Origin of the sequence: Streptomyces sp. NPDC026672, assembly GCF_040638185.1 — a bacterium.
Taxonomy (GTDB): Bacteria; Actinomycetota; Actinomycetes; order Streptomycetales; family Streptomycetaceae; genus Streptomyces.
In genome coordinates this window covers 184,694-211,327 of the sequence record NZ_JBEZXS010000013.1, presented here as the reverse complement: position 1 = coordinate 211,327, position 26,634 = coordinate 184,694, and the positions used below count along the sequence as shown (strand labels likewise).

Sequence of the window (26,634 nt, the reverse complement as noted above, 5' to 3'; positions counted from 1 at the left end):
CCCCGGAACGGAGCGGCCCCCTTGCCGTCGCCGACGAGCGTCACCCCACCTTCTCGATCAGCGCACGGCGGATCAGGAACTTGCCCGGCTCCCGGACCTGTTCGAACGCGGAGTTGTTGAGCAGCACACAACTGCCGGACACGGACGTCACCTTGACCGTCGTGGACTTGTTGTTGTCCAGGTTGGTGACCTTCAGCGTGGTCCCGGACGGGAACTGGTTGCTGGAGGCCGCGGGGGCGCCGGCCTCTCCGGAGAGGGTGACGGTCGAGCCGTTGCACACCTGCTGACCGGAGGCGGCACCGGCGTCCGCGGCGCCGCCGGCGTCGGCCGCGCCGCCCGCCTGCTGCTGGTCCTGGCCCTGCTGTGCGCCCTGGGCGGGCGGCGTGTCCTGGGAGCCCTGAGCCGACTCCCCGACAACACAACCGGACGCCTTCTGCTGAACCTTGATCTGCTCGATGACCGCCTCACGGTTGGCGATCCGTGCCTCGGACTGGGCGTCCGGGGCGGCCCGCTGGCCCTCGATGAACGTCTGGTTGTTGCCGAGGGCGGTGGCCAGCCCCTGGCACACCGTCGAGTTCGCGGCCGACAGCGTGTGGGGGGACTGCGCGGCGTTGGACGTGGCAGCCAGGGCGAAGGCTCCACCACCGGCCATCACCGCGGCACCGGCCAGCAGGGCGACCTTCTTCTTCGTCCCGAGAGTTCTCCTGCGCGACATCCGCGCCTCCTGAAGAGGTTGGGGGGTGCGTACGCCGCTAGGTACGGGAGGCCGCGCGAGGTTACTCAGGGGTTGCACAAGTCTCCCAAGTAACCTGCGTCACACCGGAGTCGAGGCGAGGCCCCGCCGACCGTGGGCCGCTGGATCAGCCTCGGGTGCGCGGCGAGCGCCCCGATCCACCGGTCCCGGGCGTCGTCGCCCTTCGGCCACTCCCCGAGCCCCAGCTCCTTCGCCTCGGGCTCCTGGGTGCGGGTGATGTCCCACGGTTCGAGGCCGAGCCGATCGAGCACGGCCCTGATCTCGTCCGCGCCCACGTTGTTCCCACCCTCCCGAAACCCCCTTCTCCCTCCTGCCCCAGCACCCTCCAAAGCCCTTGTGGCCAGGGGCTTTTGTCAGTGGGGGACGGTAGAATAGAAGCAGTGTTCGAGGGTGTCGCCGGGAGTTCCGTGCGGTGCCCTGATCGCGACAGGAGGATGCCCGTGCCCGCTGCCGCCGTGAAGCCGAAGCCCACCCAGTCCACCGTGAAGCGCCCCGTCCCGCTCGAACTGCCCTGCGCGCCCGTGGCGAAACGCCCGCTGCCGGCCGGACGGCCGCGCGACTGGTACGTCACGCACAACCGCCGTCTCAAGGCGATGCGGCTGGCCATCGCCCTGCTCGACTCCGGGGTGTACATGCCCGGTCAGGCCCGCAACGAGACGATCCGCAGCACGGCCGAGCGGATCGGCGTGCACCCGCCGTCGGACACGACGTGCCACATGGTCCGGGCGTTCATGCGCTACTCACGCTGACCCGGCGCCGGGCGCCCCTCGGACGGGGGCGCCCGGAAGCGGGTGCCCCCCGTCGTCCGCGCCCCGTCAGGACGACAGCTCCTTCTCCAGCGGGGTCCGGAAGCGGGGCGTCACCCGCGACCCGGCCGGTACGCCGGACAGGCGCTCCGCCTCGGCCGCGATCGCCCGCTCCGCCTCGCGTCCCGCCGTCGGGTCCAGGACCCGCCACACGATGTCGCCGTCCGCGCGCTGGGCCCAGCCGCCGATCACCCGGCCGTTCCACCACACCGTCGGTCCCACGTTGCCGCTGCCGTCGAAGAGGTGCGGCCGCAGCTCGGGTGCCAGATACCAGTCCCGCCGCTGCCAGCCCATCGCCGTCGGATCCAGCGCGGGGAGCAGCGCCGCCCAGGGCTCCTCCGGCTCCGGCACCGGTCCGGTGTCGCCGCGCGTGACATGCCCCGTCGTGCCGTCGTCCAGCGACACCTCCTGCGCGCCGATCGCCGCCAGTGCCCTGCGGACCTCCGTGACCCGCCACCCCGTCCACCACTTGAGGTCCGCCTCCGTCGCCGGGCCGCACACCGTCAGCCACCGTTCGAGGAGCTCCGACTGGGCCCGCGCCGCGTCCAGTTCGGGATGCGGGGGCGCCACCGCCCAGCGGAAGAGGCCCGACGTCCAGGAGCCCTGCGGTCGGCCCCGGACCACCTTGCCCTCCACGCCCAGCACCCTCAGCAGCCGGGTCGAGACGGTGTGGACTCCCTCGTACCCCTTCCCGGCCGCGTACACGAACCGCTCGCGCAGGCGGGGCTCGTCGGCCGCCAGCTCCGCCGCCGTCGCCTGTCCGCGCCGGGCCAGCGCGGCCAGCGCGGACGCCTCGACCTCCGCCAGCCAGGCCGCGTCCGGGGCGCCCGCCGTCGCCATGTCCCCGAGCAGCTTGGCCCGTTCGCGCGCCGCGACCGTCAGGCCCGTCGACGCGTGGACCACCGCGGTCAGCGCCGTCGGGAACACGAACACCGTGTGCCGCATGCCGTGCATCCGCACCAGCGTGCGGTCCTCGTACAGCGCACGCTCCGTCTCCGGCACCGTCTTGACCGGCTCCGCCAGCCGCGCGCCCACCGCGAGGTACACCGTCGCCGGGTCCGTGCCGTGCAGCGCGACCAGGGCGTCGGCCACCTCCTCGGGCGTCGCCGCGCGCGCCGTACCGGCCAGCCGGTGCCGCAGCGCGAGCCTGGCCCGCCGCTCGACCGTACCGATGTGCCGCACCCCGCCGCCCATACCGCCTCCACCCGTCGGCTCGACCACCGTCCCCATCCTCCCGCCCCCCACTGACAACACCCCTCCGAAAGCCACCGGGGGATTCCCCGCGGCCGTCACCCGAATCGACCACACGACGTGCGCGGGGGGCGGGGCAGGCCGTTCACTGCGATCAGGAGGTGGCGGAACCGGACGTCGAGGGAGGGCCGTCGTATGACCGTACCGGCTCGGGCCGGCACCCCCGCCGAGCGGGCCGATCACGGCAGGGCCGCCCGCAAACGCGTGCCCCGCTCCGCGCACGCGGACTGGCTGGCGCCCGTCGACCGCCCCGACCCCGTCGCCGTACTCGAACGTCAGGGCCGCGACCGCCTGTCCGAGCTGCTGCCGATCCGCTACGGCCGCATGTCCGCCTCCCCGTTCGCCTTCCTGCGCGGCGCAGCCGCCGTCATGGCCGCCGACCTCGCCGCGCAGCCCCACACCGGACTGACCGTGCAGCTGTGCGGCGACGCGCACCTGCTCAACTTCGGGGTGTACGCCTCCCCGGAACGCGCCCTCCTGTTCGACCTGAACGACTTCGACGAGACCTTCCCCGGCCCGTTCGAATGGGACGTCAAACGGCTCGCCGCGTCCGTCGCCGTCGCCGGCCGCGAGAACGGCCACCCCGAGGCCAAGGCCGGTCGCGCGGTCCTGGCCGCCGTCACTGCGTACCGCACCTCCATACGTCGGCTGGCCCGGCTCGGCGAACTCGCCGTCTGGTACGAGCGCATCGACGCCGACAGCCTGGTCCCGCTGCTGCGCTGCGCCCGTCGGCGCGGACGGGCCGAGGCCAGCCTGACCCGGGCCCGCCGCCGCACCAGCCTCCAGGCCCTGGGACGGCTCACCGAGGTCGTCGACGGGCGCCGGCGCATCGTCCACGACCCGCCGCTCCTCGAACCCGCCGGCGCCTCCGACGCGGCCTCCCTGCGCAAGATCTTCAGCGACTACCGCTCCACGCTCCCCGAGGAGCGCCGCCACCTGCTCGACCGCTACCGCTACGTGGACGCCGCCCGCAAGGTCGTCGGCGTCGGCAGCGTCGGCACCCGCTGCTTCGTCGTGCTGCTCGCCGGCCGGGACACCGACGACCCGCTGTTCCTCCAGATCAAGGAGGCCCGCAGGTCGGTCCTGGAGGAACACCTGCCCACCGGCCCGTACGTCCACCCCGGGCACCGGGTCGTGGCGGGGCAGCGGCTGCTCCAGGCCGCGGGCGACGTCTTCCTCGGCTGGACGACGGGACCGCAGGGCCGCGCCTTCTACTGGCGCCAACTGCGCGACATGAAGGGCTCCGCCGACGTCGCCGGGATGACCCCGGACGGCCTGCTCGCCTACGCCCGGCTGTGCGGCACCGTCCTGGCCCGCGCCCACGCCCGCTCCGGCGACCGCATCGCCATCGCCGCGTACCTCGGCGCGGCCGACACCTTCGACCGCGCGGTCACCGCCTTCGCCCTCGCCTACGCCGGCCAGACCGCCACCGACCACACCGCCCTCACGTCGGCGATCGGCGCGGGCGTGATCCGGTCGACGCCCGGGGTGTAGGGCCGGACCGGCCCACCGGCCGGGTGCCGGGGCTCACAGACCGGGGGCGCCCCAGACGGGGAACCAGCGGCTCAGGTCCTGCTCGACACGCAGGTCGTCGGCCAGGACGGACTTGATCTGGAGCTCCAGCGCGTTGTCCCGGCGCTCGCCCCGGCCCGGGAGCGGGGCGAAGGGGTAGAAGGTGCCCCTCTTGTAGAGGTAGACGAGCGCCAGCCGACGCCCGTCGTCACCGTTCTCGAACCCGGCGAGCGAGCACAGCAGCTGCGGGCCGAAGCCGTTGACCTCCATCGAGCTGTTCACCGCGTGCAGATCGTTGACCAGCTGCGGGAGCTGGTCGGGTGAGCGGCGCGACACCAGCCAGGAGTAGCCGTAGCCGTCCCGCACCAGCTCCACCGGCGGGCCGTCGCCCCGGTCCGCGTCCGCGTCGAGCAGGGCCTGGACCTCCCGGTGCGTCTGCTCGAAGGCCGCGCCCTCGACCGTGGCGAAGCACACCGCGCCGCTCCCGGTGGGGGTGAACCCGGCCGCGGCCTGGAGGGTCACGGCCGCCGAGGGCAGCGCGAACAACTGGTCGAGATCGGGCGCGACGGGCTTCGTACGGCCCAGCAGGATGTCCAGCAGCCCCATGCTCAGCCCGCCCTCCCCGGCGCCGCCGCCTCACCCAGCTCGGCGGAGATCCGGCCCAGCTGCTCCAGCCGCTGTTCCAGGGTGGGGTGGGTCGAGAAGTACCGGGACAGACCCGGCTCGGCACCGAGCGCCGGGGTGAAGTAGAAGGCGTTGAACGCCTGCGCCGTCCGCAGGTCCTTCGTCGGGATGCGGGCGATGTCCCCGGAGACCTTGGTCAGCGCGGCGGCCAGCGCCGAGGGGCGGCCGGTCAGCAGCGCGGCGGAGCGGTCCGCGGCCAGCTCCCGGTACCGCGACAGGGCCCTGATCAGCAGGAAGCTCAGCGCGTACACGGCGGCCGAGACGCCCATGATCCCGGCGAACACCACCAGGGTGTTCTGGTCCTTGCGGCCCCGGAAGAGCTGCGAGTAGAAGGCGAAGCGCACCAGCAGCCCCGCGAGCACCCCGAGGAACGAGGCGACCGTGATCACCGCGACGTCCTTGTGCGCCACGTGGGACAGCTCGTGCGCGAGCACGCCCTCCAGCTCGGCCGGCTCCAGGCGCCGCAGCAGTCCGGTGGTCACGCACAGCACCGCGTGATCCGGATTGCGGCCGGTGGCGAACGCGTTCGGCATGTCGATGTCGGACACGGCGACCGCCGGCTTGGGCATGTCCGCCTGGGCGCACAGCCGGTCGATCACCCCGTGGAGCTCGGGATACTGCTCCCGCTCCACGATCCGGCCGTGCATCGCGTACAGCGCGACCCGGTCGGAGAACCAGTACTGCGCGACGAGCAGACCCGCCGCGATCACCACGACCAGCACCCAGGACTTCAGCAACACGATCAGCGCGGCGACGAACGCCACGTACAGCAACCCGAGCAGGAACAGCGTGATCCCCATGCGCGTGGTCAACCGCCGATCGCTCCGGAAGCGACTCTGCATCTGCCTCACCCCGCAGTCAGCGCACTCGTCCCACTGCCCAGTGTGCATCGGCCGTCGCCCATGAAGCGCTCCCGAACATCCCTAGGACCAGCAAAGGCTCACGGAGGCCGGCGCGAGGGCTAGTGGGGCGACCGGGTCTGGGCCCAGCCGAGGAGGACGATCACCGTCGCCACGCAGGTCAGGACCAGTGCCGTGGAGACCCAGGAGGAGCGGCGGGGCGCGGGCGGGGTGGAAGGGGGCGGGGTCCGGGGGGTTCTGCTTCCAGCGGGCGGCGAGCATCCGGGCCCGGGCCGAGGGCTCCTTGTGCTCGGCCGAGTTCGCCCACCGGTGATCGAACTCGTCCTGCCAGTCGTCCTGTTCGCTCATCCCCGTGTGACCTCTCTCGTACGGACCGGACCGGGGAGGATGATCTCCCGGAAGCAGGAGATCTGTGAAGGCCAAAAGGTTGCGCAGGCAACCGGATGCGCCCGGATTGTCCGGGATGCCGGGTGGTCGACGGACGGCTACGCTCATGAAGTGAGAGCCGCAGGGCGGGTACCCCCGCCGCGGGCGCGGCCCCCCGCCGGGGACCCTCCGCCCCGCTTCTTCTCATCAGGCGGCATTCCCTGTGACCGCGCCCGGCGACCCGTGGCCGCGGCAAATCCGTCCCGTGCAGCAACACCGCACGAAGGGTGGAAGGAAGGTGTTTCCATGAAGGCACAACGCGCGAGGCGTCTCGTAGCGGCGTCGGCCGTGGGCGTACTCCTGGCCGGTGGCGCGACGATCGCCACGGCGGGCACGGCTTCTGCTGCCACACCGAACCAGGTCTCCACGAACCGCGGCTGCTTCAACGGCGGCTGGTGGGGCAACTGCAACGGCTTCGGCAACTTCAACCGCAGCGGCTTCTTCGGCGGGTTCAACGGCTTCAACAACGGCTTCAACAACGGTTTCAACAATGGAGCCGTGGTCATCCTCGTGGTGAGGTGAGCCCTGCGGGCCGACCCGGACACGGCTGAGGGCCGCCACCCGCTCGTCGCGGGTGGCGGCCCTCACGCACGGCCTCGCACAGGGGTGGCTCACACGTCGAAGTAGAGCTCGAACTCGTGCGGGTGCGGACGGAGCTGGAGCGGGGCGATCTCGTTCGTGCGCTTGAAGTCGATCCACGTCTCGATCAGGTCGGACGTGAAGACGTCACCCGCGAGCAGGAACTCGTGGTCCGACTCCAGGGAGTCCAGTACGGCCGGCAGCGAGGTCGGCACCTGCGGGACGCCCGCGTGCTCCTCGGGGGCCAGCTCGTACAGGTCCTTGTCGATCGGCTCGGCCGGCTCGATCTTGTTCTTGATGCCGTCCAGGCCCGCGAGCAGCAGCGCGGAGAACGCGAGGTACGGGTTGCCGGAGGAGTCGGGCGCGCGGAACTCGACGCGCTTGGCCTTCGGGTTCGAGCCCGTGATCGGGATGCGCATCGCGGCCGAGCGGTTGCGCTGCGAGTACACCAGGTTGACCGGCGCCTCGAAGCCCGGCACCAGGCGGTGGTAGGAGTTCACCGTCGGGTTGGTGAAGGCCAGCAGCGACGGGGCGTGCCGGAGGATGCCGCCGATGTAGTAGCGGGCGGTGTCCGACAGGCCGGCGTAGCCCTGCTCGTCGTAGAACAGCGGCGAGCCGCCCTGCCACAGCGACTGGTGCACGTGCATGCCCGAGCCGTTGTCGCCGAAGATCGGCTTCGGCATGAAGGTCGCCGTCTTGCCGTTGCGCCAGGCGACGTTCTTCACGATGTACTTGAACAGCTGGAGGTCGTCCGCGGCGGCCAGCAGCGTGTTGAACTTGTAGTTGATCTCGGCCTGGCCGGCGGTGCCCACCTCGTGGTGCTGGCGCTCGACCTTGAGGCCGGCCTGCTCCAGCTCCAGGGAGATCTCGGCGCGCAGGTCGGCGAAGTGGTCGACCGGCGGGACCGGGAAGTAGCCGCCCTTGTAGCGCACCTTGTAGCCGCGATTGTCCTCCAGGGCACCGGTGTTCCAGGCGCCGGCCTCGGAGTCGATGTGGTAGAAGGACTCGTTCGCGGTGGTGGCGAAGCGGACGGAGTCGAAGACGTAGAACTCGGCCTCGGGACCGAAGTACGCGGTGTCCGCGATACCGGTCGACGCCAGGTACGCCTCGGCCTTCTTGGCCACGTTGCGCGGGTCGCGCGAGTACTGCTCGCCCGTGATCGGGTCGTGGATGAAGAAGTTGATGTTCAGCGTCTTGTCGCGGCGGAAGGGGTCCACCCGGGCGGTCGACAGGTCCGCGCGCAGCGCCATGTCGGACTCGTGGATGGCCTGGAAGCCGCGGATCGAGGACCCGTCGAAGGCCAGCTCCTCGTCCGGGTCGAACGCGTCGACGGGCACCGTGAAGTGCTGCATCACGCCCGGCAGGTCGCAGAAGCGGACGTCGACGAACTTGACGTCCTCGTCCGCGATGAACTTCTTGGCCTCGTCGGCGTTCTGGAACATCCAGCTCCTCCTACTCCCGACCGTCCTCGCCGGGGTGGTAGTTCGTTCGTGCGGCCAGTGCGGTGGCACACGTTGCCGTCGACCCTAGGGACGGGTGATTTCTCGGGCGTGACCCATTTGTTTCGCTGAAGTTAACCGCCCTCGCCTCCACCGTAGCCCCGGGACACCCCGCCGTCCCCCGGTCATATACGGGCGCAGTACCGTGGACGGGTGGACAACAGGCAAGCAGTGGGATCGTGGCTGTCCGGGCCGCGCGCGGCCATGGAGGACGCCGGAGCCGACTTCGGGTACCGGGGCGAGCAGCTCGGTCTGCCCGAGGACGGGCCCGGTTCGATCGCCCGCCCGGGGCGGCGGCTCGGCGCGCTGCTGGTGGACTGGGCGCTGTGCGTGCTGATCGCATACGGCCTCGTCACCGACGGCTACACCCCGTCGACCAGCAACTGGGCGCTGCTGATCTTCCTCGTCCTCGGTGCCCTCACCGTCGGCACGGTCGGCTTCACCCCCGGCAAGCGGCTGTTCCGGCTGCGGGTGGTGGACCTCGCCACCGGCCGGGTGAACCCGGCGCGCGCCCTGCTGCGCACGGTCCTGCTGTGCCTCGCGATCCCGGCCCTGATCTGGGACCGCGACGGCCGCGGTCTGCACGACCGGCTGGCGCGGACCGTCGAGGTGCGGATCTAGTCCAGGGGGAGCCGGCCCCACGACGGGGAGCCGGCCCCACGACGAAGGGGGCGCCCGGAGCCTGACTCCGGGCGCCCCCTTCTCGTGCGGTACGGGTACGCGGACCTGGCGGCCCTAGCGGCCCTTGGGGCCGCCGCGCGGCATCCGCATGCCCTTCGGCATCGGGCCCTTGGGCAGCGGCATGTTGCTCATGAGGTCGCCCATGGCGCGCAGTCGGTCGTTGGTGGTGGTCACCTGGGGGCCGGTCAGGACCCGCGGGAACTTCAGCAGGGTCGTGCGCAGCTTCTTCAGCTCGACCTGGCCCTCGCCGGTGCCGACGATCACGTCGTGCACCGGGACGTCCGCCACGATGCGGGCCATCTTCTTCTTCTCGGCGGCCAGCAGGGTCTTGACCCGGTTCGGGTTGCCCTCGGCGACCAGGACGATGCCGGCCTTGCCGACCGCCCGGTGCACCACGTCCTGGCTGCGGTTCATCGCCACCGCCGGTGTGGTCGTCCAGCCCCGGCCGACGTTGTCCAGCACCGCGGCCGCGGCGCCCGGCTGGCCCTCCATCTGCCCGAAGGCGGCCCGCTCGGCGCGGCGGCCGAACACGATCGCCGTCGCGAGGAAGGCGAGCAACAGGCCCAGGATGCCGAGATAGATGGGGTGACCGATCAAGAAGCCGATCGCGAGGAAGACACCGAAGGTGACGATTCCGACCGCCGCGAGTACAAGACCGATCTTCTTGTCGGCCTTGCGGGTCATCTTGTAGGTCAGGGCGATCTGCTTCAGTCGCCCTGGATTCGCAGCGTCCGCTGCCGTGTCCTTCCTCGCCATGCCACGAAGTCTACGTGGCCCCGGGAGCGCCGACGACGGCAGTGTCCCGTGGAGGAGCGGGCGGAGCCGTGGGGGAGCGGCGGGGAGTCGTGTCAGGGGCGCACGGAGGCGGCCTGCTCCAGCACGCGCTCGGCCTCGACCCGGTCCTTGGCGCGGCGGCGGTCCTCCAGGACGGAGGTCCAGGCGTTGCGGCGGGCGGTGCGCTGACCACCGCTCATCAGCAGCGACTCGACGGCACGGAGGGCGTCGGTGACGGACGGGATGGGAGTGGCACGAACCGGCGCGGCCTGCATGACGGGGGTCCCCCTCGGTGGCGGGTGTACGTGGCGTGAGTCCAGGGTCACTGCTTGGTGTTACCAGGGCGTGACCCACCGGTCAAACACCGATGAAACCTTGATACGGGGGCCCGGAACGGTGACGCGGCCCTGACGTGCGCCCTCATCTGCGAGGACGGTCAGGGCCGCGTCGATCCGGCCGCTACTGGCCGGTAGTCACTTGTGCGCGATTTCACACACTGTCCTTGCGGCCGTGCGCCGCGGGGAGGTGACGAGGAGTCAGACGGCCTGGCTGGCGACGTACGCGCCGCGCTTCTCGACCGCCATCCGGTAAAGGCGCCCGGCGCGGTAGGAGGACCGTACCAGCGGGCCGGACATCACGCCGGAGAAGCCGATCTGCTCGGCCTCCTCCTTCAGCTCGACGAACTCCTGCGGCTTGACCCAGCGCTCCACGGGGTGGTGGCGCACGGAGGGGCGCAGGTACTGCGTGATCGTGACCAGCTCGCAGCCCGCGTCGTGCAGCTGCCGCAGCGCCTCGCCGACCTCCTCGCGGGTCTCGCCCATGCCGAGGATCAGGTTGGACTTGGTGACCAGGCCGTAGTCGCGGGCGGCCGTGAGCACCGCGAGGGAGCGGTCGTAGCGGAAGCCGGGGCGGATGCGCTTGAAGATGCGGGGGACCGTCTCGACGTTGTGCGCGAAGACCTCGGGGCGGGAGGAGAAGACCTCGGCCAGCTGCTCGGGGACCGCGTTGAAGTCGGGGGCCAGCAGTTCGACCTTCGTACGCCCGGCCTCGCGTCCCGCGGTCTGCGCGTGGATCTGGCGCACGGTCTCCGCGTACAGCCAGGCGCCGCCGTCCTCCAGGTCGTCGCGGGCGACTCCGGTGATCGTGGCGTAGTTGAGGTCCATGGTCACCACGGACTCGCCGACGCGGCGCGGCTCGTCGCGGTCGAGCGCCTCGGGCTTGCCGGTGTCGATCTGGCAGAAGTCGCAGCGCCGGGTGCACTGGTCGCCGCCGATGAGGAAGGTGGCCTCGCGGTCCTCCCAGCACTCGTAGATGTTCGGGCAGCCGGCCTCCTGGCACACCGTGTGCAGGCCCTCGCTCTTCACCAGGCTCTGCATCTTCGTGTACTCGGGGCCCATTTTCGCCCGCGTCTTGATCCACTCGGGCTTGCGCTCGATGGGGGTCTGGCTGTTGCGGACCTCCAGGCGCAGCATCTTGCGTCCGTCGGGTGAGACTGCGGACACGACCGGCTCCCTGTTGTTGCTGTGAGTATCTTCGATTCTTCGGCCCACACCAGCGTACGCCCGTGGATTGCAGGCCCTTGATGTCAGGCCAACCTGAAGGCCCCAGGGTGCATTCCCGGGATCAGGCGGTCGCCCTCTCGATCACCCGCGGCCTGAGGTCCGCGCCCTCCAGGACGTCGCGCAGATGGCGCTCGACCACCGGCAGGACCTCCTCGATCGTCACGTCCCGGCCCAGTTCGGCGGCGAGGGAGGCCACGCCCGCGTCCCGGATGCCGCACGGGATGATCCGGTCGAACCAGCGGTTGTCGGGGTTCACGTTGAAGGAGAAGCCGTGCATCGTGACGCCCTTGGCGACGCGGATGCCGATGGCGGCGATCTTGCGGTCCTCACGGCGCTGGCCGGCGTTGGACGGCGCGTACTCGGGGCCGTTGAGCCGGGGGTCGAACTCCTCGTCGGCCAGCCGCGGGTCGAGGTCGAGGGAGAGGCCGCCCAGCAGCGGGCGCTGCTCGACCGGGTCGCCCAGCACCCAGACCCCGCTGCGGCCCTCGACCCGGGTGGTCTCCAGGCCGAACTCGGCGCAGGCGCGGATCAGCGCCTCCTCCAGGCGTCGGACGTGCGCGACCACGTCCACCGGGCGCGGGAGCTTCTGGATCGGGTAGCCGACCAGCTGTCCCGGGCCGTGCCAGGTGATCTTGCCGCCGCGGTCGACGTCGATGACCGGGGTGCCGTCGAGCGGGCGTTCGTCGACCGTCGTGCGCCGGCCCGCCGTGTACACGGGCGGGTGTTCGAGGAGCAGGACGGTGTCGGGGACCTCGTCGGTGAACCGTGCCGCGTGGACCCGGCGCTGCTCGTCCCACGCCTCCTGGTAGTCCACGGCCTGTGCGCCGAACCCCATGCGGACGAACCGCAGCTCACTCACGGCAAACGCCTCCCTAGGCGATGTGTGCGTCGGGCACCTGGCGCGCCCAAGCAACTGTACGTCCGGCCCGTGCACGTCAGCCCCGGGGGCAATCCTCACACGATCGGATGAATGAACGGGGAAGTGTGCGACTGCCTGTTCACCCTCCGCTACATTCGCGCCGTCCACGAGGCCATAAGGGCTGCTCACCGGCAATCCGGGCACATCGGCAGCCCGGAAGTCAGGAGACCGCACCGCAGATGACGGAACGACCCGCGCAGCGCACTCCCAACCGCCAGCTCGCCGCGCTCATCGCGGAAGCGGGTTTCTCGCATGCGGGTCTGGCCCGCCGCGTGGACCAGCTCGGTCTGGAACACGGACTGGACCTCAGATACGACAAGACCTCGGTCACCCGCTGGCTGCGCGGCCAGCAGCCCCGGGGCACCACGCCCGCCCTGATCGCCGAGGTCTTCACCCGCAGGCTCGGGCGCCGGCTCAGCGCCCAGGATCTCGGCCTGGACGCGTGCGCGCCGGTGTACGCCGGCCTCGAGTTCGCCTCCACCCCCGAGGAGGCCGTCGACATCGTCAGCGGGCTGTGGCGCAAGGACTCCGGCAGCCACGCCGAGCTGCGCAAGATCGCGTTCACCCCCGCCGGGCTCGTGGTGCCCAGCCGGGACTGGCTGATCGGCAGGCCCGACGACCGGGTGGCCCGTGGCGAGGCCGTGGCCCGGGTGCCCGCGCAGGGCCGCCCCGCCGCCCGGGTCCTCCCCGACCGGCCCCCGCCCGTCCCGCCCGCCCCGCCCCGCCCCGCGGGCCGCGGCTCCGGACAGAAGGTCACCGCCGGCGACATCGCCGCGCTCGGCTCGGTCGGCGAACTCTTCCGCACGCTCGACGACCAGTACGGCGGCGGCCACGCCCGCCAGGCCCTGGTGCGCTATCTGGAGCACGAGTGCGAGCCCATGCTGCGCGGCGTCTACGGCGAGCAGACCGGCCGTAGGCTGTTCGCCGCCGCGGCCGACCTCACCCGGCTCGCCGGCTGGACCTCGTACGACATCGCCGCGCACGGACTCGCCCAGCGCTACTTCGTGCAGGCGCTGCGGCTCGCCCAGGCCGCGGGCGACCGGGCCTACGGCTCCTACGTCCTGGTCACCATGAGCCGCCAGGCCGTCTACCTCGCCCACGGACGGGAGGCCGTCCAGCTCACCCGCGTCGCCCAGCAGGGGGTGGGCACCAACGCCCCGCCGGTCGTGCAGGCCCTGCTGCACTGCGCCGAGGCGCGGGCGCACGGCGTGCTCGGCGAGGTGCGGGCGTGCACCGCCGCGCTGGTGCGGGCCGAGCGAGCCCTGGAGTCGGCACGGCCCGGGGACGACGTGCCGCACTGGGCGCGCTTCTTCGACGAGGCGCAGCTCGCCGACGAGTTCGGGCACTGCCACCGCGACCTCCAGCAGTTCCGCGCGGCCGCGCAGCACGCGGAGCGCTCGCTGCAACTGCGCGCCCCCGCGTACGCCCGCAGCCGGCTGTTCTGCCGGATCGTCCTCGCCACCGCCAGGCTCGGGCTCGGCGAACTCGACCAGGCGTGCGCGCTGGCCGCGGAGGCGGCGGGCCAGGCGGTGGAGATGCGCTCGGCGCGGGCCGTGGAGTACGTGCGCGACTTCGAGCGCCGGCTCGAACCGTACAAGGACGCGGCCCCCGCGCGCGGCTACCGGGAGAAGGTGGCCGCGCTCGGGTGACCGGGAGGGAGCGGCGCCCTCCCGGTCCCGACCGTCCGTCAGGCGGCCTTGCGCACGGCCGGCGACGGGTCCGCGCGGTGCATCGGACCCGCCGCGCCGAGGTCCGCGAGGATCGCCGACGCGGCCCGGTGCGCCGAGTGCAGCGCGCCCTGGACCGTACTGGTGTCGCGGTGGTCGCCGCACACGTACAGACCCGCCATCAGCCGCACCGGACGGCGCAGGTCGTGCGGCGGGCGCATCGCGGGCACCGCCTGCGGGGTGTGGTGCACGGCGAGGGTCTCCCAGCGGTGCGTGGGCGTGCCGTACAGCCGCGACAGATGGGTGCGCACGGCCGCGTCGACGTCCTGCGGGGGAGCGCCGAGGACCGTCGAGGAGATCAGCGTCCGGCCCGCCGGCGCCCGCGTCGGGTCGACCTCGCTCATCACCGCGGTGTGCGCCACCGGGCCGCCGCGGTCCGCGTCCAGCAGCAACGAGGCGCCGACGACGGGCGGTCTGTCCGTCGTGTGGTGCACCACCGTCACCGGGTGGAAGTCCGGCACCCGCAACCCGGGCAGCAGTTCGGCCGCCGCACGCGCGTCCGTCGCCAGCAGCACGGCCCGGCAGCGGATCTCCCCGTGCTCGGCGGTGGTCACCGACGTCGTCGACACCGACGTGACACGGACCCCGGTGCGCACGGCACCCGGCGGCAGCGCGCGGGCCAGCAGCTCGGGCAGCGACTCGGCGCCCCCCTCCGGCACGCACAGCCGGCCGCTCGCGAAGGCGCGCAGCGCGAGGTCGGCACACCGGCTGGACGTGGTCAGCTCCGGGTCGCACAGCAGCGCGGCGAGCAGGGGGCGCAGAAAACCCTCGACGGTGCGCGCCGGTACCCCGCGCGCCGCGAGCGACTGCGCCGCGGGCAGCTCGGGGCGGGCCAGGATGCGGTGCACGGGCATCCCCGCGATCCGGGCCAGGGCGACGCCCAGCCGGGCCTGGTCGACGGCGCCGCCCACCGGGGCCCCCACCCGCACGGGCGAGGCGGCCGCCCCCCTGGGGGCGCTTGCCAGGGCGCGCACGGCATGGAGTGCGCCCCTCGCGCTCCCTCCGCTCCCCGGGGCGGCGGCACGGTGCCGCCGCCCGTCGCGGTGCAGCAGCACACCCGGCGCGAACGGGCGCAGCACGAGGGCGTCGAGCCCCTTGGTCAGGCGTAGTTCGGGGTACGAGGTCGACAGCAGCTGGCCGATCCGGTCGAGCCGGAAGCCGTCGACCTGCTCCGTCGACATGCGGCCGCCGACGTACGGGGCGGCCTCCAGAACAGCGGTCGTCACTCCGGCGCTGGTCAGCCGGTGGGCCGCCGAGAGTCCGGCGACGCCGGCCCCCACGACGACGACGTCCGCCTGGTACGCGGGCTCAAGCACGAGGCCCCTCCTCGACGTTGCGCTGCCGGCGGGGACGCGATGCCCCCAACCGGCACCAGGGATACCCGAGTTCGGATCGAGGTTAGGGCCGTGACCGGCGCCGGTCAGACGCGCATCGGCAGGGCACGGTCGCACGCCGGTCGCATACGGTCCCGCGCTCCCCACCCGCTCCTCGCGGCGCCGCCCGCGCACCCGGCCGCGCTCACTCCAGGGCGGCCCGGATCGCGTCCTCGACCCCCGGGAACGCGAACGTGAAACCGGACTCGAGGAGTCGCTTCGGCAGCACCCGCTGACTGCCCAGCACGTCCCCGGCCAGCTCGCCGAGCGCCGCCCGCAGCACCGCCGCGGGGACCGGGAACGGCGTCGGCCGGCGCAGCACCCGGCCCATGGCCGCCGTGATCTCACGGTTTGTCAGGGGGTGCGGCGCGGTCAGGTTGAACGGCCCGGACAGGCCGTCGGTGTCCAGGAGATGACGGATCGCGGCGACCTCGTCGTGCAGCGCGACGTACGACCAGTACTGCCGGCCGTCCCCCAGCCGCCCGCCCAGCCCCGCCCGGAACAACGGGAACAGCTTGGCCCAGGCACCGCCCCCGCGGGCCACCACGAGCCCGGTGCGGGCGAACGCCGTCCGCACGCCCGCCTCCCGCACGGGCGCCGTCGCCGCCTCCCACTCCACGCACAGCGACGGCAGGAAGCCCTCACCGGGCGGCGCGTCCTCGTCGACGGCGCGCTGTCCGGTGTCGCCGTAGAAGCCGATCGCACTGCCGTTCACGAAGACCCGCGGCGGCTCCGGCAGGCCGGCGACCGCCTCCGCCAGCGCGGCCGTGCCCAGCACCCGGCTGTCGCGGATCTCCCGCTTGTAGGCGTCCGTCCAGCGGTGGTCGCCGATGCCGGCGCCGGCCAGGTTGACCACCGCGTCGCAGCCGGCGAGCCCCGCCGCGTCCACCTGACCCCTCCCGGGGTCCCAGCGGACCTCGTCCGCCCCCCGGGGAGCGCGCCGCACCAGACGCACCACCCGGTGCCCGTCCGCCGTCAGGGAGCGCACGAGGGCGCCGCCGATGAGACCGGACGCGCCGGTCACCGCGATTCGCGAAGGTTCCATGCCCCCAGCATGCCGCCCGACCACCGCGGAACAGCGGGTCGCCGGCCCGACGGTGAGCCGTAGGGTGACCGTCATGTCCGATCCGTACATACGCGGCGCGCTGCCCGACGACGACGAGGAACTGGCACTCCTCGACCGGAGCACCTGGTCCCCGCTGCACGCCGTCCTGCCCCGGCCCCGGCCGCCCTACCCCCCGTTCTTCGACGACCGGCACCACGCGGACGACGTGCTCGTGGCCGAACTCGACCGGCGCATCGTCGGCTACCTCCGCATGGTCCGCCCGGTGCCCGTCGCCGCCAACTCCCATGTGCTCCAGATCCAGGGCCTCGCCGTCGCGGACGAGGCCCGCGGCCGGGGCGTCGCCCGGGTGCTGCTGCGCGCCGCCGGGACGGAGGCACGCCGACGCGGCGCCCGCCGCCTCACCCTCCGCGTCCTCGGCCACAACACCCCCGCCCGCAGGCTCTACGAGTCGGAGGGCTTCGCCGTCGAGGGCGTACTGCCCGAGGAGTTCTTCCTCCAGGGCCGCTACGTCGACGACGTGCTCATGGGCCGCTTCCTGTGAGCCACGGGCCTTCCGCGGCCCCCGCCCGCCCTACGAGGTGACGAGGTCCCCCGTGTCCACCGGGGTCGTCGCGTCCGCCGCGCGCCGGGCGTCGGCGGACACCTCGTCGACCGTCAGCACGTACCCCGTCTCGTCGTCGGACGTGGAGCGCGCGAACACCACGCCGAAGACCCGGCCGTCCGTCGTCAGCAGCGGCCCGCCGGAGTTGCCGGGGCGGACCGTCGAACGGATCGAATAGATCTCCCGGGTGACCGTGGCGTCGTTGTAGATGTTCTGGCCCGTCGCCCGTATCCGGCTCGCGACCGTCGCCGCCTGGAGGTCGAGGCCGCCGTCCTGCGGATAGCCCGCCACCACCGCCGAGTCGCCGCGCGCGGCACCGTCGTCGAAGCCCAGCACCGGGGCGACCAGACCCGGCACGTACAGCACCGCCACGTCCCGGTCCGGGTCGAACAGCACCACCCGCGCCTCGTACGACCGCCCCACCCCGCCCACGCGCACGCTCGGGGTGTCGATGCCCGCCACCACGTGCGCGTTCGTCATCACGTGCTCCCGCGCGTACACGAACCCGCTGCCCTCGCGGCCCTGGGTGCCCGCGGCGCCCTCGATCTTCACCGTGCTCAGCCGGGCCGCGTCCGTCGCCGCCGCCGTGACGTTGTCGCCGGAGGGCCTGGCGACCTGGGCCGTCGACTCGTTCTCGAAGGGGTTGAACACCTGCGGGAAGCCCGCCTCCGTGAGCGCGGAGGTGGCGCGCGAGAACCACGCGGGCGTGGTCTCCGGCATGGCGTCCTGTACGGCGCCGAGCACCGCCGAGTTCCGGATCGCCGTCGTCACCGGCGTCGACGACGAGGCGCCGAGCACGCTCGCCGCGACCCAGGCCACGATCAGCACCGCGACCCCGTTGGCCACCGCGCCGCCCAGCCCGTCCACCACCCGCAGCGGCCCCCGCTCCAGCTCCCCGCGCAGCCGCAGCCCGAGCCGCCCCGCCAACTCGTGCGCCACCGCCGCCGGGACCAGCACCGTCAGCACCGCCGTCACCGTCGCGGTCGTCGTCCCGCGCGTGACCAGCTCCATCACCCAGGGCAGCACCCACACGCCGACGGCCGCGCCGCCCACGAACCCCGCCAGCGAGACACAGCCGGCCACCAGACCACGCCGGTAACCCGCCCCCGCGTAACCGAGGACCACCAGCACAAGCACCAGATCGAGCAGATCCACGCGGCCGCCTTTCTCCCGGAACCAGTGGTACGCGCGGGACGAGCCCGGTGATCAGACACACGCGTGTGACCTCCGGAACCAGCCGCACGGGCGTGTACCCCCAGAAACGTCCCGGACCGGGACGATGGTTCCGCCGGGTGGCACAGCACACATCGCGGACGGAAGACGGCGCACCCACAGTGGGAGCCATGTGTGCCCTCCGAAGACCGCGAGGCGGGCGGGTGCGGCGCCCCGCCGTCCTGCCGCCCCGGGTCGTGCCGGTGCTCCTCGGCTGCCTGCCCGGACTCGCCGCCGCCGTCGCCCTGGTGCTGTGCGCCCGCGGCGCCGAGGACGTGGCCGCCCGGGCCCGGCACGCACAGCCCGCGGGCGCCCGCCCGGCGGCCACCCCGTACCACGCCCCCGCGCCCCGCGTCCTGCCGCGCACGACCTGGATCGACGTCACCATCGCCCGGCACAGCCAGCCGCCGCCGCGCTACGACGACCGGGTCGTGGCCGTCTTCGTCCACCACACCGACTCGCCCAACGCCTACGACTGCGCCGACACCCCCAGCGTCATCCGCCATCTGTACGCCGGCCAGACCGGCGCCCGCAGCTGGGACGACATCGGCTACAACTTCCTCGTCGACCGCTGCGGCACCATCTACGAGGGCCGCGCCGGCGGCGTCGACCGGGCCGTCACCGGGGCGCACACCCAGGGCTTCAACCACCGCACCACCGGCATCGCCGCGATCGGCACCTTCACCGCGGGCACCCCCGTGCCGCGCGCGATGACCGACGCGATCGCCGCGCTGGCCGCCTGGAAGCTGGGCCTCGCCGACGTCGACCCCCGCTCCCGCGCGAGGCTGGTCTCCAGCAACGGCCTCAGCCGCTACGCCGCCGGGACCACCGCCGTCCTGCCCGCGATCGCCGGCCACAACGAGGGCTACGCGACGACCTGTCCGGGCGCGGCCCTGACCGCCGAACTCCCCGGGATCAGATTGGCCGCTGCCCGCCTCCAGGGCCGCCCCCGGTGACGGACCGTCCGGGGAGCACGCACACGCGGGACCGGCCGGGGGCTCAGTCCCGGAAGCGGTCCCACAGCTTCGGGAAGCGCTCCGCCAGGGCCCGTTCGTTCTCGAAGTCCAGCGGGGAACCCTCCGGCTCCGCCGGGGCCGGGGGGATGCCCAGGTCCGGGGCGACCGTGCCGGTCAGCTGCTCGTACGCCTCGTCCGCCGCGTACCCCAGCTCCTCGCCGTCGCCGTCGATCTCCTCGTCGAAGTCGGTCAGCAGCTCGGCCAGCGCGTCCGGGTCGTGCACGGCGCCCTCGAAGACCTCCCGGCCCTGGCCGATCAGCCAGCAGCGGAAGAAGTCGAACGCGTCGTCGCTCGCCCCGTCGAGCAGCACCCACGCCGCGCCCCACAGGTCCCAGTGGTAGGCCCGGTTGTAGCGCGACTCGAAGTGCCGCGCGAAGTCCAGGACCGACTCCGGGTCCAGCTGGACGAGCCGGTCCACGAGCAGGTCGGCCTGGTCCTCGGGATCGCCCTCGGCGGCTTCCCGGGTGGCGTCGACCAGCTCCCAGAACTCCATCTCGTCCATCACGGGTCAAGCATCGGGCCTCGAAGGGTGGGGCGCACGCGGAGTGCGACGGATCGTTATGTGCCGTACAGCTCACCGAGCCGCGCCGCGTCGCGCGCGAACCGCGCGCGCAGCGCCGGGGGCGCCAGCACCTCGGCCTCCGGGCCGAGCGCCGTGAGCTGCGCGTGCGCCACCTCCTGCGACTCCACCGGGAGCGTCGCGGTGACCCAGCCCGCCGCGTCCGCCTCGCCCGCACCGCGCAGCCCCTCGCGGGCCGCGACCGGGTCCACGGTGTACGGCAGTCTGCGCACGCCCTCCGGGGACAGCCGTACGACCACCTCGGCGCGCAGGATCGAGCGCGCGAACCCCTCGGCGCGCTCGGCCCAGAAGCGGGGCAGGTCGAACCCCTCGTCACGCGCGAACCGGTCCTCGCCGGGCTCGACGGAGGTGAAGCGGTCCACCCGGTAGGTGCGGAACGCGTCCGCCTCCGGGACCCGGGCGCACAGGTACCAGACGCCCGCCTTCAGCACCAGGCCGTACGGCTCGAGGGCGCGCTCCGCCTCCGTGTCGCCGCGCCGGTAGCGGGCGGTGACCGGGCGGTCGTCCCACACGGCCTCCGCGACGGCGGGCAGCAGCGGGGGTGTGCGCGGTTCCTGGAACCAGGCCGGCGCGTCGAGGTGGAAGCGCTGCGCGGCCGTGCGGGAGGCGTCGCCGAGGGACGGCAGGAGGGCCGCGGACACCTTCAGACGGGCCGCCGAGGCCGCGTCCGCGAGGCCCATCTCGCGCAGGGCGCCCGGCACACCGGACAGGAACAGCGCCTCCGCCTCGCTGCGGGCCAGGCCGGTCAGCCGGGTGCGGTACCCGCCGACGAGCCGGTAGCCGCCGCTGCGGCCCCGGTCGGCGTAGACCGGCACACCCGCCTCCGAGAGGGCCTGCGCGTCCCGTGTGACGGTCCGCTCCGACACCTCCAGCTCCCGCGCCAGCTCAGCGGCGGTCATCGATCCCCGCCCCTGCAGGAGCAACACCATCTTGATCAGCCGAGCAGCCCGCATACCCCACATGATGCCCGGGGGCACGACGGGCGGGGAGCGCGTGTCGCGCTCCCCGCCCGCCGCCGGTGCCCGGTCGCCCGGTGGTGTCACAGGCCGGTGTTACAGGCCGTACTTCTCGCGGGCTTCCTTCACCGCCGTCGCCTTGATCTCGCCGCGCCTGGCCAGCTGGGCCAGGGCCGCCACGACGATCGACGGGGCGTCCACGCCGAAGTGGCGGCGGGCCGCGTCACGGGTGTCCGAGAGGCCGAAGCCGTCGGCGCCCAGCGACGAGTAGTCCTGCTCGACCCACTGCGCGATCTGGTCCGGCACCTGCCGCATGTAGTCGGAGACCGCGAGCACCGGACCCTCGGCGCCCTGGAGCGCCCGCCGTACGTACGGCACCCGTTCCTCGCCCCGCAGCAGCGCCGCGTCCGCCTCCATGGCGTCCCGGCGCAGCTCCGTCCAGGACGTCGCCGACCACACGTCCGCCGCGACGCCCCACTCCTCGGCGAGCAGCCGCTGCGCGTTCAGCGCCCAGTGGATCGCCGTGCCCGAGCCGAGCAGCTGGATCCGCGGGGCGTTGGCCGTCGGCGAGAGCCCCGCCGACTCGGCCGTGTTGAACCGGTACAGGCCCTTGACGATGCCCTCGTCGATGTCCGCCAGGGCGGGCTTCGCGGGCTGCGGCAGCGGCTCGTTGTAGACGGTCAGGTAGTAGAAGACGTTCTGGTCCTCGTCGGGTCCCGCCGCGCCGTACATCCGCCGCAGACCGTCCTTGACGATCGTCGCGATCTCGTACGCGAACGCCGGGTCGTAGGACAGCGCCGCCGGGTTCGTCGCCGCGATCACCGGCGAGTGCCCGTCCGCGTGCTGGAGCCCCTCGCCCGTCAGCGTCGTGCGGCCCGCCGTCGCGCCGACCAGGAAGCCGCGGCCGAGCTGGTCGCCGAGCTGCCACATCTGGTCGGCCGTGCGCTGCCAGCCGAACATCGAGTAGAAGATGTAGAACGGGATCATCGCCTCGCCGTGCGTCGCGTACGACGTCGACGCCGCGATGAAGTCGGCCATCGAACCGGCCTCGGTGATCCCCTCGTTGAGGATCTGGCCGTTCTTGGCCTCCTTGTAGTACATCAGCTGGTCGCGGTCGACCGGCTCGTACGTCTGGCCCTTGGGCGAGTAGATCCCGAGCGACGGGAACAGCGACTCCATGCCGAAGGTGCGCGCCTCGTCCGGGACGATCGGCACCCAGCGCCTGCCCGTCTCCTTGTCGCGGACCAGGTCCTTGACGAGGCGGACGAAGGCCATGGTGGTCGCCACGTTCTGCGTGCCGGAGCCCTTGTCGAAGGAGGCGAACGCCTTGTCGGCCGGCGCGGGCAGCGGCGGCAGCGCGTGCGTGCGGCGGGCCGGGGCCGGACCGCCGAGGGCCGCGCGGCGCTCCTGGAGGTAGCGGACCTCGGGGGAGTCGGCGCCGGGGTGGCCGTAGGGCACCTGGCCGTCGGCGAACGCGCTGTCCGGGATGGGCAGTTCCAGCAGGTCGCGCATGGTCCGGAACTCGTCCACCGTCAGCTTCTTCATCTGGTGGTTGGCGTTCTTCGACGCGAAGCCCTCGCCGAGCGTGAAGCCCTTGACGGTCTGGGCCAGGATGACGGTCGGGCCGCCCTTGTGGTCGAGCGCCGCCTTGTACGCCGCGTACACCTTGCGCGCCTCGTGGCCGCCGCGCGAGAGGTGGAAGCACTCCAGGATCTTGTCGTCGCTCAGCAGCTTCGCCATCTCGGCGAGCGCCGGGTCCTTGCCGAAGAAGTCCTGGCGGATGTAGGCCGCGTCACGCGTCTGGTACGTCTGCACCTGGGCGTCGGGCACCTCGCGCAGCCGGCGGACCAGCGCGCCCGTGGTGTCGAGCGCGAACAGCTCGTCCCAGGCCGAGCCCCACAGCGACTTGACGACGTTCCAGCCGGCGCCGCGGAACTGGGCCTCCAGCTCCTGCACGATCTTGAAGTTGGCGCGGACCGGGCCGTCGAGGCGCTGAAGGTTGCAGTTGATGACGAAGGTCAGGTTGTCCAGGCCCTCGCGGGAGGCGAGCGCGAGCGCCGCCGTCGACTCGGGCTCGTCCATCTCGCCGTCGCCGAGGAACGCCCAGACGTGGGAGTCGGAGACGTCCTTGATGCCGCGGTTGGTGAGGTAGCGGTTGAACCGCGCCTGGTAGATCGCCGACAGCGGGCCGAGGCCCATCGACACCGTCGGGAACTCCCACAGCCACGGCAGGCGGCGCGGGTGCGGGTAGGAGGGCAGGCCGTTGCCGCCGGCCTCCTGACGGAAGTGGTCGAGGTGCTGCTCGGTCAGCCGGCCGTCGAGGAAGGCGCGGGCGTAGATGCCGGGGGAGGCGTGGCCCTGGACGTAGAGCTGGTCGCCCGAGCCGTCGCCCTCCTTGCCCCGGAAGAAGTGGTTGAAGCCGGTCTCGTAGAGCCAGGCCGCGGAGGCGAAGGTGGCGATGTGGCCGCCGACGCCGTACTTGCTGCCGCGGGTGACCATCGCGGCCGCGTTCCAGCGGTTCCACGCGGTGATCCGGCTCTCCATCGCCTCGTCACCCGGTACGGCGGGCTCGGCGGCGGTGGGGATGCTGTTGACGTAGTCCGTCTCGAGGAGCTTCGGCAGCGCGATGCCGCCCGCCTCGGCGCTCTCCAGCGTGCGGCGCATCAGGTACGCGGCGCGGTGCGGGCCGGCCTCCCTGGCGACGGCGTCCAGTGAGGCCCGCCATTCGGCGGTCTCCTCCGGGTCGCGGTCCGGGAGCTGGTCGAGCTCGCTCGGCTGGATGGCGTGGGGGTCGGTCATGTCGCCGCCTTCCTCAGTCGAAGGGGGTTCCCTCATCGGTAAGGGTTCGGGGTGCCCTTGGTCTTTGGCAGGACAGGGCGGTGGACTCGGGTGGAAGTCCGTCGGCGACTGTAACTCCCTGATCGATGATCGATCAAAGGGTTGAGGGGCAAAACCTCTTGATCACGAGAAAGTCGGCACGGCGTGCCTTGGGAAATGGCACCGAGTGACGTGTTTTTCCTAGATTTTCGCAGGTGAGCTGCGTCGAGGCCGGTCCTCATGCCCGGGGCGCGCAACCCAGGACATGGGCCTTCACGATGTCCGCGATACGGGGGTCGCGGCGCCGGAACGCGGCCACCAGTTCCTCGTGCTCCTCGGCGTACGACTGCTGGACCGTGCCCAGCCAGCGGATGGACAGGGCCGTGAAGACCTCGATGCCCAGGCCCTCCCAGGTGTGCAGCAGCACCGAGTTGCCCGCGGCCCGGACCAGTTCGCGGTGGAAGGCCACCGTGTGCCGCACCTGGGCCGTCCCGTCGGACCTGCGGTCGGCGTCGTACAGCGCCGTCACGTGCGGTTCCAGGGCCGAGCAGTCCTCCGCGAGGTGGCCGGCCGCCAGCTCCGCCGCGATGGCCTCCAGACCGGCGCGCACGGGGTAGCTCTCCTCCAGGTCGGCCGCGGTCAGATTGCGGACGCGCACGCCCTTGTTCGGCGCGGACTCGATCAGGCGCAGCGACTCCAGCTCGCGCAGGGCCTCCCGGACGGGGGTCTGGCTGACCTCCAGCTCGGTGGCGATACGGCGCTCCACGATGCGCTCGCCCGGCTGCCAGCGCCCGCTGACGATCCCCTCCACGATGTGCTCGCGGATCTGTTCGCGCAGCGAGTGGACGACGGGCGCGGTCATGAGGGCTCCTCGGTCGAGGCGATTGACGTTTAGACAATACGGGGGTCGCTCCGCGGGGTGGGGGGCTGAGACGGGGCTGCCGTGCAGGTGAGATGAGAGTTACACAATGGCTCGGTGCGTTGTGTTGTTGCGCGGGTGCGGCGCCGTCGTGGTCGCTCGCGCAGTTCCCCGCGCCCCCTTTTTTTCGGGCTGCGCCCTCAAAAGATCGATGCCCTTGCCCGGGGATTCCGGGCAAGGGCATCGAACAGTCAGTCGCCGCGGGCTGTTACAGACCCAGCTCGACCTCGAACTCGCCTGCTTCCAGGATGGCCTTGACGGCCGTCAGGTAGCGGGCCGCGTCGGCGCCGTCGACCAGGCGGTGGTCGTAGGACAGGGTCAGGTACGTCATGTCGCGGACGCCGATGACCGTGCCCTCCTCGGTCTCGATGACGGCCGGGCGCTTGACCGTGGCACCGATGCCGAGGATCGCGACCTGGCCCGGCGGCACGATGATCGTGTCGAACAGCGCGCCGCGCGAACCGGTGTTGGAGATGGTGAAGGTCGCGCCGGACAGCTCGTCCGGGGTGATCTTGTTGGCGCGGACCTTGCCGGCCAGCTCCGCCGTGGCCTTCGCGATGCCGGCGATGTTGAGGTCGCCCGCGTGCTTGATGACCGGGGTCATCAGGCCCTTCTCGGAGTCCACCGCGATTCCGACGCTCTCGGAGTCGAAGTAGGTGATCGTGCCCTCGGCCTCGTTGATCCGGGCGTTGATGACCGGGTGGGCCTTCAGCGCCTGGGCCGCCGCCTTCACGAAGAACGGCATCGGGGAGAGCTTGACGCCCTCGCGCGCGGCGAAGGAGTCCTTGGCCTGGGCGCGCAGGCGCATCAGGCGGGTGACGTCGACCTCGACGACCGAGGACAGCTGGGCCTGCTCGCGCAGGGCCTTGACCATGTTGTCGCCGATGACCTTGCGGATCCGCGGCATCTTCACGGTCTGGCCGCGCAGCGGGGAGACCTCCAGCGCCGGGGCCTTCTTCGCGGCGGGCGCGGCGGCGGCCGGAGCCGGGGCCGGGGCAGCGGCGGCGGCCTTCGCGGCCTCGGCCGCGGCGACGACGTCCTGCTTGCGGACGCGGCCACCGACGCCGGTGCCCTTGACGGCGGCGAGGTCGACGCCGTGCTCGGCGGCGAGCTTGCGCACCAGCGGGGTGACGTACGCGCCGTCGTCACCGGCGGGCGCGGTGGGCGCCGGAGCCGGGGTGACCGGGGCCGGAGCGGCCGGCGCGGGCGCCGGGGCGGCCGGAGCCGGAGCGGCCGGGGCCGGGGCGGCGGCGGGAGCGGCCGGGGCGGGAGCCGGGGCCGGGGGAGCCGCGGGGGCGGCCGGGGCGGCGGGAGCCGGGGCAGCGGCGGCGGGCGCCGGAGCGGCCGGGGCCGGAGCTGCGGCGGGGGCCGCGCCGGGAGCGCCGACGACGGCCAGCTTGGCGCCGACCTCGGCGGTCTCGTCCTCGGCGACCACGATCTCCAGGAGCACACCGGCGACCGGGGAGGGGATCTCGGTGTCGACCTTGTCCGTGGAGACCTCGAGCAGCGGCTCGTCGGCCTCGACGGAGTCGCCGACCGACTTCAGCCAGCGGGTCACGGTGCCCTCGGTGACGGACTCGCCGAGCGCGGGCAGGACCACGTCCGTGCCGGTGGCGCCGCCGGCCGGGGCCGCGGGGGCGGCCGGAGCCTCGGGCGCCGGGGCGGGCGCGGCGGGGGCCTCGGCCACGGGGGCCGGGGCGGCGGGCGCCGGAGCCGCGGCGGGCTCGGTGGCCGGAGCGGGAGCGGCGGCCGGGGCGCCCGTGCCGTCGTCGATCAGGGCCAGCTCGGCGCCGACCTCGACGGTCTCGTCCTCGGCGACCTTGATGGAGGCCAGCACACCGGCGACCGGGGAGGGGATCTCGGTGTCGACCTTGTCGGTCGAGACCTCGAGCAGCGGCTCGTCGGCCTCGACGCGTTCACCCTCGGCCTTCAGCCAGCGGGTGACAGTGCCCTCGGTGACGCTCTCGCCGAGCGCCGGAAGGGTTACGGAAACCGCCATGGTTTCGGTTGCTCCTTACGAGTTGCGGAAGTCTGTGTCGTCGCGTTCGTCGACCGAGGGG

General features: G+C 72.9%; 24 protein-coding genes and 2 pseudogenes. 7 read left to right on the top strand and 19 right to left on the bottom strand.

Features of this window, described 5'->3' with window-relative positions; translation table 11 throughout:
- Nucleotides 1-40 precede the first annotated feature (40 nt).
- Together AB0F77_RS17990 and AB0F77_RS17985 are read right to left on the bottom strand one after the other, a co-directional pair.
- Nucleotides 41-715: a hypothetical protein gene (locus tag AB0F77_RS17990; protein ID WP_361948840.1), complete on the bottom strand. Its 675-nt coding sequence runs from the start codon at nucleotides 713-715 to the stop codon at nucleotides 41-43.
- A gap of 128 nt (nucleotides 716-843) precedes the next feature.
- Nucleotides 844-1,020 (bottom strand): annotated as a pseudogene (locus AB0F77_RS17985) (arsenate reductase family protein); the annotation flags it as partial.
- Nucleotides 1,021-1,194: 174 nt separating this feature from the next.
- Here AB0F77_RS17985 and AB0F77_RS17980 point away from each other — a divergent pair.
- Nucleotides 1,195-1,503, top strand: a complete 309-nt coding sequence (locus tag AB0F77_RS17980; protein WP_361948838.1) for a hypothetical protein — start codon at nucleotides 1,195-1,197, stop codon at nucleotides 1,501-1,503.
- Nucleotides 1,504-1,569: 66 nt separating this feature from the next.
- Here AB0F77_RS17980 and AB0F77_RS17975 read toward each other — a convergent pair whose 3' ends face one another.
- Nucleotides 1,570-2,754 (bottom strand): winged helix DNA-binding domain-containing protein, encoded by a 1,185-nt coding sequence (locus AB0F77_RS17975; protein ID WP_361948884.1) that lies wholly within the window; start codon nucleotides 2,752-2,754, stop codon nucleotides 1,570-1,572.
- A gap of 192 nt (nucleotides 2,755-2,946) precedes the next feature.
- On the opposite strand from AB0F77_RS17975, the gene AB0F77_RS17970 reads away from it, so the two are divergent.
- Entirely contained in the window at nucleotides 2,947-4,305 is a 1,359-nt protein-coding gene (locus AB0F77_RS17970) for a DUF2252 domain-containing protein (protein WP_361948835.1), read from the top strand.
- 33 nt (nucleotides 4,306-4,338) lie between these two features.
- Here the strand turns inward: AB0F77_RS17970 and AB0F77_RS17965 are convergent, their stop codons facing one another.
- The 3 genes and pseudogenes from AB0F77_RS17965 to AB0F77_RS17955 form a co-directional block, all read right to left on the bottom strand.
- Entirely contained in the window at nucleotides 4,339-4,929 is a 591-nt protein-coding gene (locus AB0F77_RS17965; protein ID WP_361948832.1) for a hypothetical protein, read from the bottom strand.
- Nucleotides 4,930-4,931: 2 nt separating this feature from the next.
- Nucleotides 4,932-5,849, bottom strand: a complete 918-nt coding sequence (htpX, locus tag AB0F77_RS17960; protein WP_361948830.1) for a zinc metalloprotease HtpX — start codon at nucleotides 5,847-5,849, stop codon at nucleotides 4,932-4,934.
- A gap of 119 nt (nucleotides 5,850-5,968) precedes the next feature.
- Nucleotides 5,969-6,215, bottom strand: a pseudogene (locus AB0F77_RS17955) (hypothetical protein).
- Nucleotides 6,216-6,539: 324 nt separating this feature from the next.
- Here AB0F77_RS17955 and AB0F77_RS17950 point away from each other — a divergent pair.
- On the top strand, nucleotides 6,540-6,815 hold the full coding sequence (locus AB0F77_RS17950; RefSeq protein WP_361948827.1) for a hypothetical protein: 276 nt from the start codon (nucleotides 6,540-6,542) through the stop codon (nucleotides 6,813-6,815).
- An 89-nt stretch (nucleotides 6,816-6,904) separates the two neighbouring features.
- Here the strand turns inward: AB0F77_RS17950 and glnA are convergent, their stop codons facing one another.
- Nucleotides 6,905-8,314: a type I glutamate--ammonia ligase gene (gene glnA, locus AB0F77_RS17945; RefSeq protein WP_361948824.1), complete on the bottom strand. Its 1,410-nt coding sequence runs from the start codon at nucleotides 8,312-8,314 to the stop codon at nucleotides 6,905-6,907.
- Between the two features lie 210 nt (nucleotides 8,315-8,524).
- On the opposite strand from glnA, the gene AB0F77_RS17940 reads away from it, so the two are divergent.
- Nucleotides 8,525-8,992, top strand: a complete 468-nt coding sequence (locus tag AB0F77_RS17940; protein WP_361948821.1) for an RDD family protein — start codon at nucleotides 8,525-8,527, stop codon at nucleotides 8,990-8,992.
- 114 nt (nucleotides 8,993-9,106) lie between these two features.
- Here the strand turns inward: AB0F77_RS17940 and AB0F77_RS17935 are convergent, their stop codons facing one another.
- The 4 genes from AB0F77_RS17935 to lipB form a co-directional block, all read right to left on the bottom strand.
- A complete protein-coding gene (locus tag AB0F77_RS17935; RefSeq protein WP_361948818.1) occupies nucleotides 9,107-9,808 on the bottom strand; it encodes a DUF4191 domain-containing protein in 702 nt (233 codons plus the stop codon).
- Nucleotides 9,809-9,900: 92 nt separating this feature from the next.
- Nucleotides 9,901-10,101 carry a hypothetical protein gene (locus AB0F77_RS17930; RefSeq protein WP_361948815.1) on the bottom strand — a complete coding sequence of 67 codons (201 nt, stop codon included), beginning with the start codon at nucleotides 10,099-10,101 and terminating at the stop codon, nucleotides 9,901-9,903.
- A gap of 261 nt (nucleotides 10,102-10,362) precedes the next feature.
- The gene (gene lipA, locus AB0F77_RS17925; protein WP_361948812.1) at nucleotides 10,363-11,328 is read right to left on the bottom strand and encodes a lipoyl synthase; all 966 of its coding nucleotides are present in this window, start codon (nucleotides 11,326-11,328) and stop codon (nucleotides 10,363-10,365) included.
- Nucleotides 11,329-11,449: 121 nt separating this feature from the next.
- Nucleotides 11,450-12,247, bottom strand: coding sequence for a lipoyl(octanoyl) transferase LipB (gene lipB, locus AB0F77_RS17920; protein WP_361948809.1), 798 nt, complete (start codon nucleotides 12,245-12,247; stop codon nucleotides 11,450-11,452).
- Nucleotides 12,248-12,486: 239 nt separating this feature from the next.
- Here lipB and AB0F77_RS17915 point away from each other — a divergent pair, with 239 nt between their 5' ends.
- Entirely contained in the window at nucleotides 12,487-13,956 is a 1,470-nt protein-coding gene (locus AB0F77_RS17915; RefSeq protein WP_361948806.1) for a regulator, read from the top strand.
- 38 nt (nucleotides 13,957-13,994) lie between these two features.
- Here AB0F77_RS17915 and AB0F77_RS17910 read toward each other — a convergent pair whose 3' ends face one another.
- Together AB0F77_RS17910 and AB0F77_RS17905 are read right to left on the bottom strand one after the other, a co-directional pair.
- Complete coding sequence (locus AB0F77_RS17910; RefSeq protein WP_361948803.1) at nucleotides 13,995-15,350, bottom strand: NAD(P)/FAD-dependent oxidoreductase; 1,356 nt, start codon at nucleotides 15,348-15,350, stop codon at nucleotides 13,995-13,997.
- A gap of 202 nt (nucleotides 15,351-15,552) precedes the next feature.
- Nucleotides 15,553-16,452 carry a TIGR01777 family oxidoreductase gene (locus tag AB0F77_RS17905; RefSeq protein WP_361948800.1) on the bottom strand — a complete coding sequence of 300 codons (900 nt, stop codon included), beginning with the start codon at nucleotides 16,450-16,452 and terminating at the stop codon, nucleotides 15,553-15,555.
- 73 nt (nucleotides 16,453-16,525) lie between these two features.
- Here AB0F77_RS17905 and AB0F77_RS17900 point away from each other — a divergent pair, with 73 nt between their 5' ends.
- A complete protein-coding gene (locus AB0F77_RS17900) occupies nucleotides 16,526-17,014 on the top strand; it encodes a GNAT family N-acetyltransferase (RefSeq protein ID WP_361948797.1) in 489 nt (162 codons plus the stop codon).
- 30 nt (nucleotides 17,015-17,044) lie between these two features.
- Here the strand turns inward: AB0F77_RS17900 and AB0F77_RS17895 are convergent, their stop codons facing one another.
- Nucleotides 17,045-18,229: a MarP family serine protease gene (locus AB0F77_RS17895; protein WP_361948794.1), complete on the bottom strand. Its 1,185-nt coding sequence runs from the start codon at nucleotides 18,227-18,229 to the stop codon at nucleotides 17,045-17,047.
- A 254-nt stretch (nucleotides 18,230-18,483) separates the two neighbouring features.
- On the opposite strand from AB0F77_RS17895, the gene AB0F77_RS17890 reads away from it, so the two are divergent.
- On the top strand, nucleotides 18,484-19,242 hold the full coding sequence (locus tag AB0F77_RS17890; RefSeq protein ID WP_361948881.1) for a peptidoglycan recognition protein: 759 nt from the start codon (nucleotides 18,484-18,486) through the stop codon (nucleotides 19,240-19,242).
- Between the two features lie 43 nt (nucleotides 19,243-19,285).
- Here the strand turns inward: AB0F77_RS17890 and AB0F77_RS17885 are convergent, their stop codons facing one another.
- The 5 genes from AB0F77_RS17885 to sucB form a co-directional block, all read right to left on the bottom strand.
- Nucleotides 19,286-19,804 carry a DUF4240 domain-containing protein gene (locus AB0F77_RS17885; protein WP_361948878.1) on the bottom strand — a complete coding sequence of 173 codons (519 nt, stop codon included), beginning with the start codon at nucleotides 19,802-19,804 and terminating at the stop codon, nucleotides 19,286-19,288.
- A gap of 56 nt (nucleotides 19,805-19,860) precedes the next feature.
- Complete coding sequence (locus tag AB0F77_RS17880) at nucleotides 19,861-20,835, bottom strand: WYL domain-containing protein (protein ID WP_361948791.1); 975 nt, start codon at nucleotides 20,833-20,835, stop codon at nucleotides 19,861-19,863.
- A 99-nt stretch (nucleotides 20,836-20,934) separates the two neighbouring features.
- The gene (gene aceE, locus AB0F77_RS17875) at nucleotides 20,935-23,637 is read right to left on the bottom strand and encodes a pyruvate dehydrogenase (acetyl-transferring), homodimeric type (RefSeq protein WP_361948788.1); all 2,703 of its coding nucleotides are present in this window, start codon (nucleotides 23,635-23,637) and stop codon (nucleotides 20,935-20,937) included.
- 256 nt (nucleotides 23,638-23,893) lie between these two features.
- Nucleotides 23,894-24,517, bottom strand: a complete 624-nt coding sequence (locus AB0F77_RS17870) for a GntR family transcriptional regulator (protein ID WP_361948785.1) — start codon at nucleotides 24,515-24,517, stop codon at nucleotides 23,894-23,896.
- A 265-nt stretch (nucleotides 24,518-24,782) separates the two neighbouring features.
- A complete protein-coding gene (gene sucB / locus AB0F77_RS17865) occupies nucleotides 24,783-26,573 on the bottom strand; it encodes a 2-oxoglutarate dehydrogenase, E2 component, dihydrolipoamide succinyltransferase (protein WP_361948783.1) in 1,791 nt (596 codons plus the stop codon).
- Nucleotides 26,574-26,634: the final 61 nt, after the last annotated feature.

Bases quoted from the DNA above. Each gene is read 5' to 3' on its own strand.
- AB0F77_RS17935 (WP_361948818.1), bottom strand. From the start codon at position 9,808: ATGGCGAGGAAGGACACGGCAGCGGACGCTGCGAATCCAGGGCGACTG.
- aceE (WP_361948788.1), bottom strand. From the start codon at position 23,637: ATGACCGACCCCCACGCCATCCAGCCGAGCGAGCTCGACCAGCTCCCG.
- AB0F77_RS17965 (WP_361948832.1), bottom strand. From the start codon at position 4,929: ATGGGGCTGCTGGACATCCTGCTGGGCCGTACGAAGCCCGTCGCGCCC.
- AB0F77_RS17930 (WP_361948815.1), bottom strand. From the start codon at position 10,101: ATGCAGGCCGCGCCGGTTCGTGCCACTCCCATCCCGTCCGTCACCGAC.
- sucB (WP_361948783.1), bottom strand. From the start codon at position 26,573: ATGGCGGTTTCCGTAACCCTTCCGGCGCTCGGCGAGAGCGTCACCGAG.
- AB0F77_RS17905 (WP_361948800.1), bottom strand. From the start codon at position 16,452: ATGGAACCTTCGCGAATCGCGGTGACCGGCGCGTCCGGTCTCATCGGC.
- AB0F77_RS17990 (WP_361948840.1), bottom strand. From the start codon at position 715: ATGTCGCGCAGGAGAACTCTCGGGACGAAGAAGAAGGTCGCCCTGCTG.
- AB0F77_RS17970 (WP_361948835.1), top strand. From the start codon at position 2,947: ATGACCGTACCGGCTCGGGCCGGCACCCCCGCCGAGCGGGCCGATCAC.
- AB0F77_RS17885 (WP_361948878.1), bottom strand. From the start codon at position 19,804: ATGGACGAGATGGAGTTCTGGGAGCTGGTCGACGCCACCCGGGAAGCC.
- AB0F77_RS17880 (WP_361948791.1), bottom strand. From the start codon at position 20,835: ATGCGGGCTGCTCGGCTGATCAAGATGGTGTTGCTCCTGCAGGGGCGG.
- AB0F77_RS17870 (WP_361948785.1), bottom strand. From the start codon at position 24,517: ATGACCGCGCCCGTCGTCCACTCGCTGCGCGAACAGATCCGCGAGCAC.
- AB0F77_RS17900 (WP_361948797.1), top strand. From the start codon at position 16,526: ATGTCCGATCCGTACATACGCGGCGCGCTGCCCGACGACGACGAGGAA.
- glnA (WP_361948824.1), bottom strand. From the start codon at position 8,314: ATGTTCCAGAACGCCGACGAGGCCAAGAAGTTCATCGCGGACGAGGAC.
- AB0F77_RS17915 (WP_361948806.1), top strand. From the start codon at position 12,487: ATGACGGAACGACCCGCGCAGCGCACTCCCAACCGCCAGCTCGCCGCG.
- htpX (WP_361948830.1), bottom strand. From the start codon at position 5,849: ATGCAGAGTCGCTTCCGGAGCGATCGGCGGTTGACCACGCGCATGGGG.
- AB0F77_RS17975 (WP_361948884.1), bottom strand. From the start codon at position 2,754: ATGGGCGGCGGGGTGCGGCACATCGGTACGGTCGAGCGGCGGGCCAGG.
- AB0F77_RS17950 (WP_361948827.1), top strand. From the start codon at position 6,540: ATGAAGGCACAACGCGCGAGGCGTCTCGTAGCGGCGTCGGCCGTGGGC.